Here is a 15,623-nt window from a genome sequence, read left to right as displayed (position 1 = left end):
TATGAAAAAAGCATTCTTTTTCCTTTTTGTCGTGATTCTTTTCTCTTGTGATTCAGAGAATGCTAATGACTGTGTGCAAACATCGGGTGACCTAGTACAAATTGATTATGATATTACAGGTTTCAATAAAATTATAGTTTATGAACGTAGCCAGCTTATTGTATCACAAGGACCTTATGAAGTAATCCTAGAAACTGGCGAAAATCTTGTAAATGATATTGATATTACAGTAGCCGATGCTACCCTATCCATCAAAAACAATAATAGTTGTAACTTGGTACGGGAATATGGAGTAACTAAAGTATACGTAACCTTACCTGATCTTCAAGTTTTAAGAAACAGTTCTGGCCTTGCTGTGAAAAGTTCAGGCACTCTTAATTTGAACGAACTTACCTTGCTATGTGAGGATACCGAAGAAGAGGATGCTTTTCATATTAGCGGCGATTTTGATCTCGATATTAATGTAGATAAGCTTTCTATAGAAACAAATGGTCTGAGTAATTTCTTTTTAAAAGGAACTGTGAATGAACTCGATCTAAAATTTCTTTTAGGAGACTCGAGGTTTGAAGGTAGAAACCTAGAGGTGCAAACAGCTACGGTCTACCATAGAGGTACTAACGATATATTTCTTCAAGCAAAACAACAAGTGACAGGCTCCTTACTGAGTACAGGGAATTTAATTCTAACCGAAGAGCCACCTGTTTTAAACGTAGAAGAATTGTATACTGGTCGTGTAATTATTGAGTAATATTCGTTAATTGACACCTACTTCATTAAGTCTCCAATCATATTCTAAATAATTAATCTCGGTAGTCGGTTGAATTTTAACTCTAGAATATTGATTAATGTATTCGTCTATAGAATTAGCTTGTTTTAAAAAATCCTTCTTATACCATTTAAATATTTCAGAGATTCTTACTCTAACACTTGTTATCTCGTTTTTATCAGAGTTAATGAACTCCGTTGTTGCCTGCTCCATTAAAGAATCCACGTTCTTTGCTGTATAAGCCTCTCTCATTAACTTGGGGCAAGAATAAGATGCACAATTAATGGCAAAATGAATTCTAGGCTCATTCATTTTCTGCAGGATTCCCTTTTCTACATCGGCTAGAGACAGTTTTTCATCACCTATTTGAATAAATTTTTTCAAAAAAGGAGATATGGTAGCTTCTACATCTTTAATACTTTTAATAGGGTAATTTTTTACTATCAGGTGTACCGTGCTCGCATTATAAAGATTTATGAAATACGCTAGTTGTTCCTCGTAACTCCATTTTTCAGAAGGTTCATTTTCTGATAGGTATGTTAAATACTCGGACAATAAAGCACTATCTTTTTGAAATCCTTTATAATCCACCAGTCCTTCTTCACTAACATGTTTTTTTAGTAAATCATCCCATTGTTGGTGATTTATCTCGTTAACTAGTGGTACTGAACTATTACTTGTTCTGGCTTGTTTTTTAAAATTAATTCCTCGTGATGAAACACATGAAATCATTAAACCAGAAAAAATAGCTATTGCAACAAGATTGTATATTTTCATTTTCATAATGGGTAAATTACAACCTATAGCGGTGCATTGCTCCTAATTATTCCATAAAAATACTTACCTATCTAGTGGTGCTTGTAGAGAGTACGCTTTCGCGAAAGCGTAATTCACAACCTAATTACCTATACTATTTTAAGCCTCTATACCGGCAAAGGCTTGTTGGATTCCCATACGCAAACGACGGTAGTAATCCTCTTCTAACCATTCCTTGTAATTGTTGGTATTATTGATAATACAGTAAGCATAACGTTTTACTCTATCCTTAATATCATCCTTTAACAACCTAGCTAAAATACGTGCGTCGAATACATCTTCACTATTTTCTACGCACCATTGTACGTGTTGAGCTATAGATTCGTCTAGTACCTCTTTGGACTTACGTCCTTCTTTTGTGATTCGTTTATAAGCTCCTTTTATATCAAAGGTAAAGTCTGTTGTATTAGGAAATTCGGCTCTTACATCATCTGGCATTTTATATACAAAATTGCGCTCTATTTCCTCATCAGACACTATGTTTTCTACGTAGAAGTCTGGTGTTCTGAAAATTTGTTGCCAGTCGATAGGCTCATTCCATAATCCAAATCTGGCGACGTTGTTTCCTAGGTCGATGATGTGAAATTCCTTTTTGTTCTCAAATATTCTAGATCCACGACCTATCATTTGAAAATATAGAGTAAGAGATTTTGTAGCACGATTAAGAACAATACATTCTACAGAAGGTTCATCAAAACCTGTAGTTAAAATACTCACTGAAGTAAGGACGGCATCTGGTTTTTCTTTAAACCATTTTAATATCTCACGTCGCTCCTCTTTTGTATTAGTATTATCTAAATGCCTGATCTCAATACCAGCTCTTCTAAAAGTATCTTCAACTTCTAGACTAGTACGTATACCATTATTAAAGATTAGTGTTTTCTTTCCTTTACAAATTTCATTATACGAGGTTAACAACTTATCCTGCATGGTTGCATTAGTATAAAGGGCCTCACTGGATTTAACCGTATAATCTCCATTCATACCAATAGTTAATCCACTCAATCCGACATCATATGTATGAGTCACAGCTTGTGCTAAAAATCCTTTTTCTACTAGCGTTGAAATACTATCACCTACAATAAGCTCCTTGTAATTATCCTTCATTGGCAATTTGAAGTTAGAGCTTAAAGGAGTTGCCGTAACACCTAGCATAAAACAATGTTCAAAGTACTTAAACAACTTACGGAAACTATTGTAATGCGCCTCGTCAATGATTACCAACCCAATATCTTCAAGGAGAAGTTTATCATCTTGAATTCTGTTATTTAAGGTCTCTACCATCGCTACAAAGCAATCGTAGTCTTTTTGATCATTAAGATCCTTAACTTTTGAGTTGATCACTTTATTTCTTACGCCAAAACCTTTCAACATCTTGCTTGTTTGCTTACACAATTCTATACGGTGTGTAAGGATTACAACTTTCTTATTTTTTTGCTCTAGATATCGACGTACGATTTCAGAAAAGACAACAGTTTTACCACCACCAGTAGGTAGCTGATAAACCATATTATAGTCATCTGGTTTATTGTTTATTCTATCAAAAATAGCCGCTAAATCACGTTCTTGATAATCGTAAAGGGATTTAATTTCAGTGCTATTTTCTGGGGAATTCATACAATGCTATTTTTTTGAGATTTGCAAAAATAGGGCATTTAAAAGGTTTATCTAGCTTGATGATGATGGAATTTTAGTTTCTTTTTAATTCAGTCTTCTTTAACAATTAATAGAATGAGACACCGTATTTTTGTAGGCTTATTTTCCTGCCATCAAAAATGGAACAAGTGCTAGATAAAAAGAAAAGAAAATTTGAACCAAAACGTGCTCACCGGTACTATAAAATCACTGGATTTTACGAGTTTGTGATCGACAGCATTAAAAAATCAATGCCGCCAGTGATCGCTATTGTGATTATCTTGTTGCTGGTTCACTTTTTTGTAATGGAAATTCCTGTAGCATTGAAATATGCTGTAGAAAATTTACCTGATTATGGAGTTCTTGCTTTCTTTTATGCCTCTGAAACTATTCTTGGATTAGTTCCGCCAGAATTATTCATAGCTTGGGCTGGTGAAACTAGCTCACCTGTATTAAACTTGTTTTTACTAGCTCTTTTTTCGTACTTGGGTGGAATGACTTCTTATTTTATAGGAAGACGTGCTCTTAAAATTCCATCTATACATCAATATTTAGAAGTAAAAATGGCTAAACAGTTACTAATGGCACGCAAATGGGGTGGAATTTTAATTGGAGTAGGCGCTCTTTTACCGCTTCCTTTTTCTATGGCTAGCCTAGTTGCTGGAATGCTTAAATATCCATTCAAGAATTGGGTACTCATTGGATTGCTGCGATTTTTGAGGTTTGCACTGTACGGTGCTGCGATATTCTCAATAGTCTAATAGAATCATTCTTGACACGGCGTATCAGCTTTTAATTTTTTACTTACATAGGGATTATCGGCCGCGTAAAATCGCCAGGGCAATTGTGCGTCCTCACCGGCATAGTCTATACCTATTCTAACACTTTGTATTATAGGAAGAGTTTTGGTTTTATCAAGTATGTAAATTTGAGAACCTTGAAGATCCTCACCGTAATGAGACTTTGATATTCCAAGAGCTTTGGAAACATTACCAGGTCCACTTGTTAAGCTAGCTTCTACTTTGCTTTTATTTCTTCTTTTAAGCATGTGGTCTAGACCAGAAGTAGGTTGTATGGCTCTTATTAAAATGGCGTCGGCGTTATGTTTTTTATTAGTAATAATATTGAACAGGTGATGAATACCGTAACATAGGTAAACATAGGCAACGCCACCTGTTTCATACATAACTTTGGTTCTTTCAGTGAATCTACCCAAATGTGCATGACAAGCCTTATCATCGTAGCCTCTATAAGCTTCGGTTTCAGTTATAATTCCCGAAGTTTTTAAGCCATCAATTTCAGTAACTAGCTCGGTCCCTATTAGGTACCTCGCTAGTGCTACCACATCATCTTGTTGATAAAATGCAGCATTTAGTTTTTTCATGATAATAATTGAGGTACAAATGGGGTTATTCCATTTCACGTTGTTTACGCTTGAAATGCTTCATTTCTTTCCACCTTGCTAAAAATCCAATAGCTAAAACAACAGCCAGTGTGGTAACTATAAATTTATAAGATAAGATTTGATCACCGCTAGCATAACTATGAAGACCTGATAAATAGAAGTTAACACCAAAGTATGTAAACAATATGGAACCGAAGGCCAATACCGACCACAGGTTATAAGTCCACCTTCCTTTGAGACCAGGAATGAGTCTTAAGTGTAAAACAAAGGCATAAATAAAAATAGAAATTAAAGCCCAGGTTTCTTTAGGGTCCCAACCCCAGTATCTACCCCAACTTTCATTTGCCCACATACCTCCTAAAAAGTTACCTATTGTAAGCATAATAATACCTATAGTCAAAACTACTTCGTTAAGGTAGGTAAGCTCTTTAATATTTAAATCAATACGTTTTTTATTCTTTTCAGTAGTTACAATCATTAGAATCAAGGCTATCAATCCTAGTATCATACCCAATGCAAATGGACCATAACTACCTACAATCACAGCAACGTGTATCATTAACCAATACGAATCTAATACAGGTTGTAAATTGGAAATAGATGGATCTAACCAATTTAACTGAGCTACCCAAAGAATTATAGCAACTACAAAAGCTGCTCCTGCAACAATTAATTGGCTTTTACGGCTTAATAACAATCCCATACCCATTGTAGCCCAAGCTACATAAATCAATGATTCATAAGCATCGGACCATGGAGCATGACCACTTAAATACCATCTAACTACTAATCCAGCTGTGTGAGCAAGAAATAATCCAATAATAACTATATGATGAAAATTTATACTCCATCTGATTTGTTTCATTGGTTTTAATATCTCTGCCACCAATAGAAGCAACATTAACAATCCAAACCAACCATACCACTTGTACAGATTTTTGAAAATATCGTGTTTATTGTAAAAAATCTCAGCGTCAATCTTATCCTGACTTGGCAACAAATCACCACCAAATTGCTTTTGAAATTCAAACATCCCATTGAGAGCAGCATTTGCTGCTAGATAATTCCCTGTTTGTTTACCTTGATTAAGCAATGTCAAATATGCCGGAATGAAATTTTTTGCAAACTCCTTTTCTGGTTCTGCTTGATAGTTAGCCTTTTCAGTTTCGATTGGGGAATACCATTTGTTATTCTCTGTATTTTGTCCTGGAAAAATTTTTAGGATATTTCCTGAAAGTGTTTCGTTTAAAATACCCGTCGAAAAATTGAGATCTAAAATATTATTCTGCTGCGCAGTCTTTATATCAGCAGCGTTTGCCTCATCAACTAACATGCTTAATTTATAACTTCCAAAGGTATCATCTGGTCGTCTGAAGAAATCTGTTCCACTAGCAAACTTTCTACTACGATCAATTCCTAATAAGTCACGAATAGAATCGTTACCTCTTTTTAATTTAATGATAGGTACTTCAAACCACAATTGTCCCAGTTGCATCATACTCAAAAGAGTTTGCTCTGGCGTTAATTTGACAATGCTGTCTCCTACTTCAGCCTCGTAGTATTCCTTTTCTGATAGTCTTCTTAAAATTTCACTTGATAAAGTAGAGATAGGTTTCATTCTACCATCATCTTGAGCTACCAATCTACCAAACATTTCTGCTTGCTTCTCTGGAACCATATTAGCAACTATGATACTGTCTAATTTTTGTTTTGGTATCACAGGCATCTTCACTTCTTCGATAGGTGGTGCCTCTTGCGTAATTACTGAGGCTAATGAATCCGAAGCTACCAAATTTGTTTCATGATCATGACCGGCATGATTATCTTGTGCTATAGCACCAGAAATAGAAAACAAAATAACAACGATAGTAGCAGCCATTTTGGCCTTACGTTTTACAACTCTATTCACCAATCTACCTAACTCTGCAAAGCGAGTATGTTTTGAAAATAATAATCCTAATAAACCAATATATAAAAGGTAATACCCCAAATAAGTAATATTTGTTCCCCACCAATCATGGTTTACACTTAAATGTGTTCCTAATTCGTCTGGATCAAAGCCTGCTTGGAAAAATCTATATCCTTCTTTATCTAATACGTTATTCATATAGATATGTTCTTTTACTGCACCAGATTCATCGTTTACTGTAACATAAGATTCAAAGGAAGAATATCCGTTTTCAGTTCCTGGGTACTTGTTAGCCACAAAATCATCCAGAGTTACACTAAAAGGTAATTCAAGTTGCTTTGAGCCATACTTAAGGTACACATTTTTATCGCCTAATTGAATATTTTCATAATCTGATATCATACCTTTTCCTCCTAGCAATTCCATTTTCTTACTTTCAATACCATCCGATACAGTTACAAACAAGCCGTAGGCTTTTGCTTTAGTAGGTGGACTTGCTTGAACAATTCCTGGTCTACCTTCAGTAATTCCATTAGGTATCACAAATTGCAAACCAGCTGTGGTATATAAAGATCTTAATTGTAAAGGTTGAATACTATCTTGAATAACAGTTCCTTTCATTTGGTCTGCCATTCTTAAAAATTCACCTTCATAAGGAGTTTGAATTGTATAACCATTCCAATTTTCAGTGATGTTTATAATTTTCTCTTTAGCAGCAATTTCGGGATCTATATTAACACCAAAAAGTACGCCGTGTATACTACTTTTCTCACCATCCTTGATTAGATGATCGTGACGAGAACCACTACCTGCTTCTACTACAGTTAAGTATCTATCACCAGTACCTTCTTCCACTGGCACCAGTCCTTCAACAGCATCGTATAGTAAACTATCGATAGTCACCGTAACTTTATCATTAAAGTATTCAAACGAGGTTTCTATATCATAATCATAAGGTGATATGAGGACCTTTTCATCTACAGTACGTTGGATATCTTGACCATCTGGACTTTTTCCTTGGATAATAGCACTGAAATAAGTACTCTCGCTGAAAAAGAATTTTTCGGTTTCTCCTTCACGAATCAACATCATACCTTCATAAGAAATATATCTGGTAATTCCTGCTCCTATTATAATGAGTACCCAAGAGATATGAAGTAATAACACAGCCCACTTTTTCCATTGTAGCAATTGATAGCGTTTAATATTATAAATAAAGTTTGCCATCAACCACAACATTATCAAGGAAAACCACCAAGTATTATAGATCCAGATCTTTGATGTAGGTGTATCGTAACTGTTTTCAATAAAGGTTCCAAAAGCCATCGCAGCTGCAAATCCTATCATAAGAACTGCCATAGTACGGGTACTGAAGAAAAAAGCTATCAATTTGTCTTTCATAGTCAATTTTTAAGGGTAAAATCAGGAATATTTTACCGGCCGCAAAGATACTTCACAAAAGCCGACCTGCCATAGTTTGTGAGTCGATGAAGAGTGCTTATTTTTACGCTTATGATACGTGTTTTTGTAATAGGAACTGGAAACTTAGGATTGCACTTGTGTAAAGCACTTGAACAAAACGCTTTAAACACTCAAAAACAAACAGTTAAACTTGTAGGTTATTACAATCGTACTGGAAAAAAAGAACCTCAATTAAGTTCTAAATTATATACAGATTTACAGACAATACCTGAGTGTGATATCCTATTTATTGCTACTCCAGATGATACTATAAAAAATGTGTCACGCATGCTTAGTAGTCACGCTACCATTGCACACACTTCAGGCAGTGTCTCTATGAATGTACTCAAGAAACATAGTAACTATGGGGTTTTTTATATGCCGCAAAGTTTTTCTAAACAACGAGATGTTAATTTCAATGAAATACCCATTTGCCTGGAATACAATAATGATGAAAGTAAGGAAATACTAGAAACGGTGGCTAGCACGCTTTCGCGAAAGCGTAATTACTTAAATTCTGACCAACGTAAATATTTACATGTAGCAGCTGTATACACTAACAACTTTGTAAACCATTGCTATGCTAAGGCAGAAGAAATCATGAATAAATATGATATTCCCAGTGATCTACTTAACGCGTTGCGTCAAGAAACTTATTTAAAAACAATTGATCAACCGGCGAAAGATTTACAAACTGGACCTGCTAAACGTGGAGATAAAGAAACAGTTGAAACACATTTAAAATTACTGGCAGAAAAAGATCATAAAATGTATCTAGCCATTACAGAATCAATTAAAAAAATGTATGAAGAATTATAAAGAATTATTGAACGATGTAACAACCTTTATCCTAGATGTTGATGGTGTACTTACGGACGGAAGACTGCTTATTTCTGAAAGTGGTGAGTTATTAAGAACCATGAATGCACGAGACGGATATGCTATTAAAACTGCCCTCAATAATGGTTATAAGGTTTGTATTATTACTGGTGGTCGCAATGATGGTGTTAAATCCAGATTAATGGGATTAGGCGTTGAAGATGTTTTTCTAAACGCCAGTGATAAAATGGTGCAAATGCGAGAATATGTTGCAAAACATAATTTAACACCAGAAGAGATACTTTATATGGGTGATGACATGCCAGATCTGCCAGTACTTGAATACGCAGGCGTGGCTACTTGTCCACAAGATGCCATTCAAGAAGTTAAATCAATTTGCAACTATATATCACATCGTAACGGCGGTGACAGCTGTGTGCGTGATGTTATCGAACAAGTAATGAAGGTTCAAGGAAAATGGAATGCTACACAAGCTATTCAAGCTGTATCTTCATAATATCATTGTTATAAGCTATTTTGAAATATTACTTTCTACTTACCAGACCTCTTAATGTAGTCATCACAATATTATGTCAATGCATTATTATTTATGGTGTTATCGACACGATGGTGACTGGTACCGCTCTTGATTTAACAAATGCTATTCTTTTGATTGTTTCAACTGCGATGCTAGTTGCTGGTGGTAACGTAATCAATGATATTATGGATGTGACTACCGACAAGATTAATAAACCGAATAAAATAATTGTCAAAAAACATATCAATGAAAAAAATGCCTTTTCATTTTATGTAATTCTCACGATTATAGCAGTAATAAGCGGTTTTATACTTGCCAATAGAATTGGTAAACCTATACTAGCTTCTATATTCATAATTGTTGCATTTCTATTATACTCGTATGCCAATCAGGTAAAAAAAATGGTGCTGGTTGGTAATATTCTAATATCCTTTATGGTAGGATTAGTTGTGGTGATAACAGGGATTTTTGATCTGTTTCCTGTAATCAATGAAGAGAATCGTGCATTATTTGTTGCGGTCATGCAGCAATTAGTATGGATAGCAAGTATAGCTTTTGTGCTAAATTTAATTAGGGAAATGATTAAAGATTGTGTGGATGTGAGTGGCGATAAAGTAGCTGGTCGCAATAGTTTACCCATTCTTTTAGGAAGATCTAGGGCTTCTAAAATTGCCGCTGTAATTAGCTTACTTGTAGTTTTGGGTTTAGGAACCTCGGTAGTTACTGTTTTTATAAATCAAGAGTACATGATTTACTTGATCGTTTTTGGTATTATGGGACCACTTATGTATGTATCAATTAGATTGTGGTCAACAACAGTCAATAAAGAGTTGACTACCCTAAGCACTATCATGAAAATAGTTTTTGTAATCGGTCTAATAGCTGTATATCTTAATTACAATTTGTAAAAAATGCTTAAAGAAAAATACCTAGACACCAATATCATTCTTGCCTCTCAATCACCTAGAAGACAAGAGCTACTTAAAGGACTAGATCTTGATTTTGTCATACAAACTAGACCTGTGGAAGAGATTTACGACAAAGCTTTGAAAGAGGAACAAATCACAAATTTCCTCGCGCAATTAAAGGCTTCGGCATTTAACGGAATTTTACAGGAAAAGGATTTATTGATCACGAGTGATACTATTGTATGGTTAGATAACCAAGCATTAGGTAAACCTAAAACTACTGAACATGCCATTGAAATGCTCACTGCCATGAGTGGCAAAAAACACAAGGTTTTTACTTCAGTATGTTTTACGAGTACTCAAAGGCAAGATACTATCTACGACTGCACTAGTGTTTATTTTAAAAAATTAAGTAAAGAAGAAATTGAATACTATGTTCATACCTACCAACCTTACGATCGGGCTGGATCTTATGGAATTCAAGATTGGATAGGATACACAGGGATTGAAAAGTTAGAAGGTTGTTATTATAATGTCATGGGACTACCATTACCGAAAGTGTATGAATATTTGAAAAACAGATAATGAATAGAGTAGTGTTAACTATATCTTTTCTTTTAGCACTTATCTTCGGGAGTTTATTCTATGGAGCAGACATTAATTTTCAAATAGAGCGTTTTGTCTTTGAAAATTGGGTAACTGAAGTACTGTTCTTCCTTATTATTTTAATTGTTAGTGAGTTGATTAGATATTATTATGATAACTATTTTTCTAAAAAGAAAGATTCTTAAAAAGGTTAGATATTCAATTAGCAATATCTAGATTATTCACAAAACGCAAATAAAGATTTACGTTTTTTGTAAAAAATACAAATAGGATTTAGTTCTAAGATGTACTTTTAAACCATGCAAGAACAACTATTTAGAAAAATCAAGCAGTTAATTCCTGAACACAAAAATCTCATGGATGAAATATCAGGTATTCTTGATATTAATTATGATGCAGCATACAGACGTGTTAATGGAATGAGCAAATTAAGCCTGAACGAGGCTGTTACGCTAGCAAAACATTACCGTCTATCGCTTAATAAACTATTTGAGGTCGGTGAACAAAATAGTATTCTTACGCAAGTTTCTCCTCACATTGCTACCATTGAAGATCTAGAAAGTTACTTTAAGGTTTCCTTATCTAATATTCAGGAGCTTGTAAAACTCAAAAGCGCTAGTATTACCTATTCTGCCAAGGATATTCCTTTATTTTATACACTAAAAGATTCCTATATCACAAAGTACAAGTGTTATGTCTGGTTGAAATTTTTGAACGAGAATGGTTCAATGGCAAAGTTGACCTTCACAGAGTTTCTAGATCGTTGTCCTAGTAGTTTATTTAATGCTGCCCATGAGTTAGGCAGCACCTACGATTACATAAATATTACAGAATTTTGGAATGATAATACTATAAATGGCTCTCTACAGCAAATATTGTATTATTTTGAAACAGGTAGACTAGACGAAAAACATGCTTTATTAATTTGCAAGGATTTACACGGTATTATTGACCATGTTGAAAAGCAATGTATTTCTCAAGCCATCGATAATAATGATTCTACCGCAAGTTATCAATTATATACCAGCGATTTACTTACCATGAGTAATACGATTATGGTTCAAACCAAAAATGAACGCGTATTCTTTACACCTTTTACCGTTCTTACCTATCTCAAGGTAGAACACAAACCTACCTGTGACCGACTAGCTAATTTCTTTGAACAACAAATGAAAAGTTCAAAACTACTGGTACATTCTGGAGAAAAAGATAGAGCACAATTCTTTGAGCGCATGCGCATTAAGATTAATCGTGTAGCCGCACTTATAACTGCCCAAAAAGAGGAACCGCTATTTTAAAATACGTATGTTGGTAATTACGCTTTCGCGAAAGCGTACTCTTAAAACAAAAAAATCCACTTTTTACAAAGTGGATTTTATTTTATGTGTTCAATGTTAATTAAAACATCTCGCGACCTGAGAAATGGAAAGCGCTTTCAATAGCAGCATTCTCATCACTATCAGATCCATGTACAGCGTTTTCACCAACACTTTTAGCAAACATTTTTCTGATGGTTCCATCTGCAGCTTCAGCAGGATTAGTAGCCCCAATTAACGTACGGAAATCAGCAACGGCATTGTCCTTTTCAAGAACAGCAGCCACGATAGGACCGCGCGTCATAAATTCAACAAGCTCTCCAAAGAATGGACGCTCACTGTGGATTGCATAAAACTCCTCAGCATCTGCTTTAGTCATTTGAGTAAGTTTCATAGCTACGATTCTAAAACCGCTTGCTGTAATTTTTTCAAGTATAGCGCCTATATGCCCATCTTCTACGGCATCTGGCTTAATCATGGTAAATGTTCTATTTGTTGCCATTTTTGCTTTTTTAAATGCGCTGCAAAAGTAGTGCATTTTTAAACGTATACCCTAATAATTGATACAAAAACTAATGTGACCGTCATTTACGCTCATCTAGCAACACTGTTTATATTTGCGCTATGAACGAGCAACAAATTACAGCGCTTAAGAAAGAGTTATCACATCCCAAAAAGATTGTCATAGTACCTCATAAAGGACCCGATGGCGACGCAATAGGTTCGATAACCTCGCTATATGAATACTTGATACAATTGAATCATCAAGTCCATATGATTTCACCCAATGACTTTCCAGATTTTCTAAAATGGATGGCACATACAGAACAGATCATTAATTATGAAAAAGATTCTAAACTTGCCGATTCCATAATAAAGGAAGCCGATCTCATTTTTAGCTTGGATCATAATGCCCTACACCGAACTGGTGAAATGCAAACAATTCTTGAAGAATCAACAGCTAGCTTTGTCATGATCGATCATCACCAGCAACCTGATCCATATGCTACCTATATGTATAGCGATACTGGCATGAGCAGTACCTGCCAGATGATGTATCACTTTTTTGAAATGATGGATCATGTAGAGTATATAACGCCATCAATGGCTGCTAGTATGTATACAGGCATATTGACTGACACAGGAAGTTTTAAGTATAGATCGACAACATCAACTACACTTAGAGTAGCGGCAGCACTCGTTGATAAAGGTGCCGATGCTGAATCTATTAATCGCAATATTTACGATGCAAACTCGGTAAGCAGGCTTAAATTATTAGGTGTTGCACTCAATAACATGACCGTTTTGAGTAATTATCGTACAGCCTTTATTACTCTTACTCAACAGGAACTAGATGACAATGGATTTAAGAAAGGTGATACTGAAGGATTTGTAAACTATGCATTAAGTTTAAAGGATATAGTTTTTGCTCAAATATTTATACAAAAAGCTGATGAAGGTATTATTAAAACTTCATTGCGTTCCAAGGGAAATTTTGATGTTAATACGCTTGCGCGAAAACACTGGAATGGCGGTGGACATTTAAATGCCGCTGGAGGAAAATCAGATCTAGATATGAAGGCTACAGTCGATAAATTAATTAGTATCTTGCCACAATATGAAGAAGAACTGGTACATACTGCTATTTAGTTTAATTAGTCTAACATTAAGCAGCTGTTTCAACGAGACGATACCTCGTAAAGCAAAAACAAAATCAAGCAGTTCTTATTTAAAATCTTCGATTGAAAGAAATAAAGAACTAGCAGAGCAAGAAGAAATGCTTATTGAAAAGGCCATTAAAAACAATGCCGATTCAATGTTACGTTCTCAAAATGGTTTTTACTACCGCTTGTTTAAGAATAGTGAAAACAATGCTCCTACACCTAAATTTGGTGATAAGGTCACTTTTGAGTATAATGTCTTGGCTCTTAATGGCGATACCATCTACTCTACTCAAGAATTATCACCAATCACTAAATCTCTGGAACAAGAGTATGGTGTTTTTACGGGAATGAGAGAAGCTTTAAAATTAATGCAAAAAGGAGATTCTATGGTTGCTTATTTCCCATCTTACACAGCCTATGGTTATTATGGTGATGAGAATAAAATAGGAACAAATATTCCTTTTAAAAGTCATATCAAACTTATTGACGTAAACGATTCTAACAACAAAATTGAATTTCAAATACCCAACAATTAAATAATTAAACAGTAAATGAAAAAATTAAAAGTAGTACTAGTTGCTTTATCATTAATATTAATGGCAGCATCGTGTGATGATGATTATCCAGAAGTAGAAGATGGAATATATGCAGAAATAAACACCACTAAAGGTACCATGTTTGCGAAGCTTTATCATGACGCTACTCCTGCAACAGTAGCAAACTTTGTCGCTCTTGCCGAAGGTGATCATCCGGCAGTAATAGACTCACTTAAAGGTAAACCTTTTTACAACGGTCTAATCTTTCATAGAGTTATTGAAAACTTCATGATCCAAGGAGGTGATCCTACCGGAACTGGAAGTGGTAGCGTAGGATATAAATTTGATCAGGAAATTGTAGATACACTTAAACATGATGCCAAAGGAATTATGTCAATGGCAAATGCAGGACCTAATACTAATGGAAGTCAATTTTTCATCATGCACAAACCTACTCCTAGTTTAGATGGTAACTACAACGTATTTGGAAAGGTTGTTAAAGGATTAGAAGTCGTAGATTCTATTGCTACCACTCCAACTGGGTTCCGTGACAAACCGAATACCGATATGGTAATCAACTCTGTTAAAATCATAAGAAAAGGTAAAGAGGCTAAAAAATTTGATGCTTCAAAAATTATTGCTGATTATATCCAAACTTCAAAAGACAAAGAGCAGCAACGTATGGAGGAAGCTCGTAAGGAGCAAGAAAGAATAGCAGAACTTGCTAAAAACGCTCCTAAATTGATTGAAGAAAAAGAAAAAGAATTTACAGCTCTTAAAAAGAAGGCAAAAAAATTACCTAATAGCGACGTAAAAGTTTACGTGGTTAAAGAAGGTAATGGAACAAAACCTGAAGTAGGAACACCTGTTTTAATTCCATATTCAGGCTTTCTAACAAACGGAAAAATGTTTGACAGTAGTGATAAAGAGTATGCCTTAAAGTATAATGCTTACAATCCAGGTAAAGATCGTGGTGGTTTTTACAAGCCTATTCAAATGGCATTTGATCCTCAAAAAATGCAATTGGTTTCTGGTTTTAGAAATGCCATAGCTAGTATGAGTTACGGAGAAAAAATTGTAGCCTTCATTCCTTCAGAATTGGCTTATGGTGATCAAGCCCGTGGTCCAATTCCTGCTAATTCAGATCTGATTTTCGAATTGGAGCTGCTGCCAGTCGAATAATAATAGAAAACTATTAACAATTAAAAGCCACCTTTCCAGGTGGCTTTTTTTATACCGTTTAA

General features: G+C 34.8%; 15 protein-coding genes. 10 read left to right on the top strand and 5 right to left on the bottom strand.

Annotation, left to right across the window (positions count from 1 at the left end):
* Position 1 precedes the first annotated feature (1 nt).
* A complete protein-coding gene (locus BST91_RS03895; RefSeq protein ID WP_085774532.1) occupies positions 2-748 on the top strand; it encodes a head GIN domain-containing protein in 747 nt (248 codons plus the stop codon).
* 6 nt (positions 749-754) lie between these two features.
* Here BST91_RS03895 and BST91_RS03890 read toward each other — a convergent pair whose 3' ends face one another.
* Together BST91_RS03890 and BST91_RS03885 are read right to left on the bottom strand one after the other, a co-directional pair.
* Positions 755-1,549 (bottom strand): DUF547 domain-containing protein, encoded by a 795-nt coding sequence (locus tag BST91_RS03890; protein ID WP_085774531.1) that lies wholly within the window; start codon positions 1,547-1,549, stop codon positions 755-757.
* 132 nt (positions 1,550-1,681) lie between these two features.
* Positions 1,682-3,199 carry a DEAD/DEAH box helicase gene (locus BST91_RS03885; RefSeq protein ID WP_042278554.1) on the bottom strand — a complete coding sequence of 506 codons (1,518 nt, stop codon included), beginning with the start codon at positions 3,197-3,199 and terminating at the stop codon, positions 1,682-1,684.
* 158 nt (positions 3,200-3,357) lie between these two features.
* Here BST91_RS03885 and BST91_RS03880 point away from each other — a divergent pair, with 158 nt between their 5' ends.
* Complete coding sequence (locus tag BST91_RS03880; RefSeq protein WP_042278553.1) at positions 3,358-3,978, top strand: YqaA family protein; 621 nt, start codon at positions 3,358-3,360, stop codon at positions 3,976-3,978.
* A gap of 5 nt (positions 3,979-3,983) precedes the next feature.
* Here the strand turns inward: BST91_RS03880 and BST91_RS03875 are convergent, their stop codons facing one another.
* Positions 3,984-4,601 (bottom strand): DNA-3-methyladenine glycosylase, encoded by a 618-nt coding sequence (locus BST91_RS03875; protein WP_085774530.1) that lies wholly within the window; start codon positions 4,599-4,601, stop codon positions 3,984-3,986.
* 25 nt (positions 4,602-4,626) lie between these two features.
* On the bottom strand, positions 4,627-7,932 hold the full coding sequence (gene ccsA / locus BST91_RS03870) for a cytochrome c biogenesis protein CcsA (protein ID WP_085774529.1): 3,306 nt from the start codon (positions 7,930-7,932) through the stop codon (positions 4,627-4,629).
* 111 nt (positions 7,933-8,043) lie between these two features.
* On the opposite strand from ccsA, the gene BST91_RS03865 reads away from it, so the two are divergent.
* The 5 genes from BST91_RS03865 to BST91_RS03840 all read left to right on the top strand — a co-directional run bounded on the left by BST91_RS03865 (position 8,044) and on the right by BST91_RS03840 (position 12,161).
* Entirely contained in the window at positions 8,044-8,811 is a 768-nt protein-coding gene (locus BST91_RS03865; protein WP_085774528.1) for a Rossmann-like and DUF2520 domain-containing protein, read from the top strand.
* Positions 8,798-9,328: a KdsC family phosphatase gene (locus BST91_RS03860; protein ID WP_085774527.1), complete on the top strand. Its 531-nt coding sequence runs from the start codon at positions 8,798-8,800 to the stop codon at positions 9,326-9,328. The genes BST91_RS03865 and BST91_RS03860 overlap by 14 nt, the downstream gene beginning before the upstream one ends.
* Positions 9,329-9,348: 20 nt before the next feature.
* A complete protein-coding gene (locus BST91_RS03855; RefSeq protein WP_157546884.1) occupies positions 9,349-10,257 on the top strand; it encodes a geranylgeranylglycerol-phosphate geranylgeranyltransferase in 909 nt (302 codons plus the stop codon).
* Between the two features lie 3 nt (positions 10,258-10,260).
* Positions 10,261-10,842 (top strand): Maf family nucleotide pyrophosphatase, encoded by a 582-nt coding sequence (locus tag BST91_RS03850; RefSeq protein ID WP_085774525.1) that lies wholly within the window; start codon positions 10,261-10,263, stop codon positions 10,840-10,842.
* Between the two features lie 320 nt (positions 10,843-11,162).
* Complete coding sequence (locus BST91_RS03840) at positions 11,163-12,161, top strand: hypothetical protein (protein WP_085774523.1); 999 nt, start codon at positions 11,163-11,165, stop codon at positions 12,159-12,161.
* 100 nt (positions 12,162-12,261) lie between these two features.
* Here the strand turns inward: BST91_RS03840 and BST91_RS03835 are convergent, their stop codons facing one another.
* Positions 12,262-12,681 (bottom strand): nucleoside-diphosphate kinase, encoded by a 420-nt coding sequence (locus tag BST91_RS03835; RefSeq protein WP_060522747.1) that lies wholly within the window; start codon positions 12,679-12,681, stop codon positions 12,262-12,264.
* Between the two features lie 122 nt (positions 12,682-12,803).
* On the opposite strand from BST91_RS03835, the gene BST91_RS03830 reads away from it, so the two are divergent.
* From BST91_RS03830 to BST91_RS03820, 3 genes are read left to right on the top strand one after another with little or no spacing between them, the layout of a single operon-like run.
* A complete protein-coding gene (locus BST91_RS03830) occupies positions 12,804-13,829 on the top strand; it encodes a DHH family phosphoesterase (RefSeq protein ID WP_085774522.1) in 1,026 nt (341 codons plus the stop codon).
* Positions 13,798-14,379, top strand: coding sequence for a gliding motility-associated peptidyl-prolyl isomerase GldI (gldI, locus tag BST91_RS03825; protein WP_085774521.1), 582 nt, complete (start codon positions 13,798-13,800; stop codon positions 14,377-14,379). Before BST91_RS03830 ends, gldI begins: the two co-directional genes overlap by 32 nt.
* Before the next feature lie 15 nt (positions 14,380-14,394).
* Positions 14,395-15,561 carry a peptidylprolyl isomerase gene (locus BST91_RS03820; RefSeq protein ID WP_085774520.1) on the top strand — a complete coding sequence of 389 codons (1,167 nt, stop codon included), beginning with the start codon at positions 14,395-14,397 and terminating at the stop codon, positions 15,559-15,561.
* The last annotated feature ends 62 nt before the right edge of the window (positions 15,562-15,623 follow it).

The sequence above is a fragment of the Nonlabens tegetincola genome, from assembly GCF_002117085.1.
GTDB classification, from domain to species: Bacteria; Bacteroidota; Bacteroidia; order Flavobacteriales; family Flavobacteriaceae; genus Nonlabens; species Nonlabens tegetincola.
This window is presented reverse-complemented; position numbering and strand designations above follow the sequence as displayed.

Excerpts from the sequence above, each read along its gene's own strand:
- BST91_RS03895 (WP_085774532.1), top strand. The coding sequence starts at position 2 with ATGAAAAAAGCATTCTTTTTCCTTTTTGTCGTGATTCTTTTCTCTTGT.
- BST91_RS03890 (WP_085774531.1), bottom strand. The coding sequence starts at position 1,549 with ATGAAAATGAAAATATACAATCTTGTTGCAATAGCTATTTTTTCTGGT.
- BST91_RS03885 (WP_042278554.1), bottom strand. The coding sequence starts at position 3,199 with ATGAATTCCCCAGAAAATAGCACTGAAATTAAATCCCTTTACGATTAT.
- BST91_RS03880 (WP_042278553.1), top strand. The coding sequence starts at position 3,358 with ATGGAACAAGTGCTAGATAAAAAGAAAAGAAAATTTGAACCAAAACGT.
- BST91_RS03875 (WP_085774530.1), bottom strand. The coding sequence starts at position 4,601 with ATGAAAAAACTAAATGCTGCATTTTATCAACAAGATGATGTGGTAGCA.
- ccsA (WP_085774529.1), bottom strand. The coding sequence starts at position 7,932 with ATGAAAGACAAATTGATAGCTTTTTTCTTCAGTACCCGTACTATGGCA.
- BST91_RS03865 (WP_085774528.1), top strand. The coding sequence starts at position 8,044 with ATGATACGTGTTTTTGTAATAGGAACTGGAAACTTAGGATTGCACTTG.
- BST91_RS03860 (WP_085774527.1), top strand. The coding sequence starts at position 8,798 with ATGAAGAATTATAAAGAATTATTGAACGATGTAACAACCTTTATCCTA.
- BST91_RS03850 (WP_085774525.1), top strand. The coding sequence starts at position 10,261 with ATGCTTAAAGAAAAATACCTAGACACCAATATCATTCTTGCCTCTCAA.
- BST91_RS03840 (WP_085774523.1), top strand. The coding sequence starts at position 11,163 with ATGCAAGAACAACTATTTAGAAAAATCAAGCAGTTAATTCCTGAACAC.
- BST91_RS03835 (WP_060522747.1), bottom strand. The coding sequence starts at position 12,681 with ATGGCAACAAATAGAACATTTACCATGATTAAGCCAGATGCCGTAGAA.
- BST91_RS03830 (WP_085774522.1), top strand. The coding sequence starts at position 12,804 with ATGAACGAGCAACAAATTACAGCGCTTAAGAAAGAGTTATCACATCCC.
- gldI (WP_085774521.1), top strand. The coding sequence starts at position 13,798 with ATGAAGAAGAACTGGTACATACTGCTATTTAGTTTAATTAGTCTAACA.
- BST91_RS03820 (WP_085774520.1), top strand. The coding sequence starts at position 14,395 with ATGAAAAAATTAAAAGTAGTACTAGTTGCTTTATCATTAATATTAATG.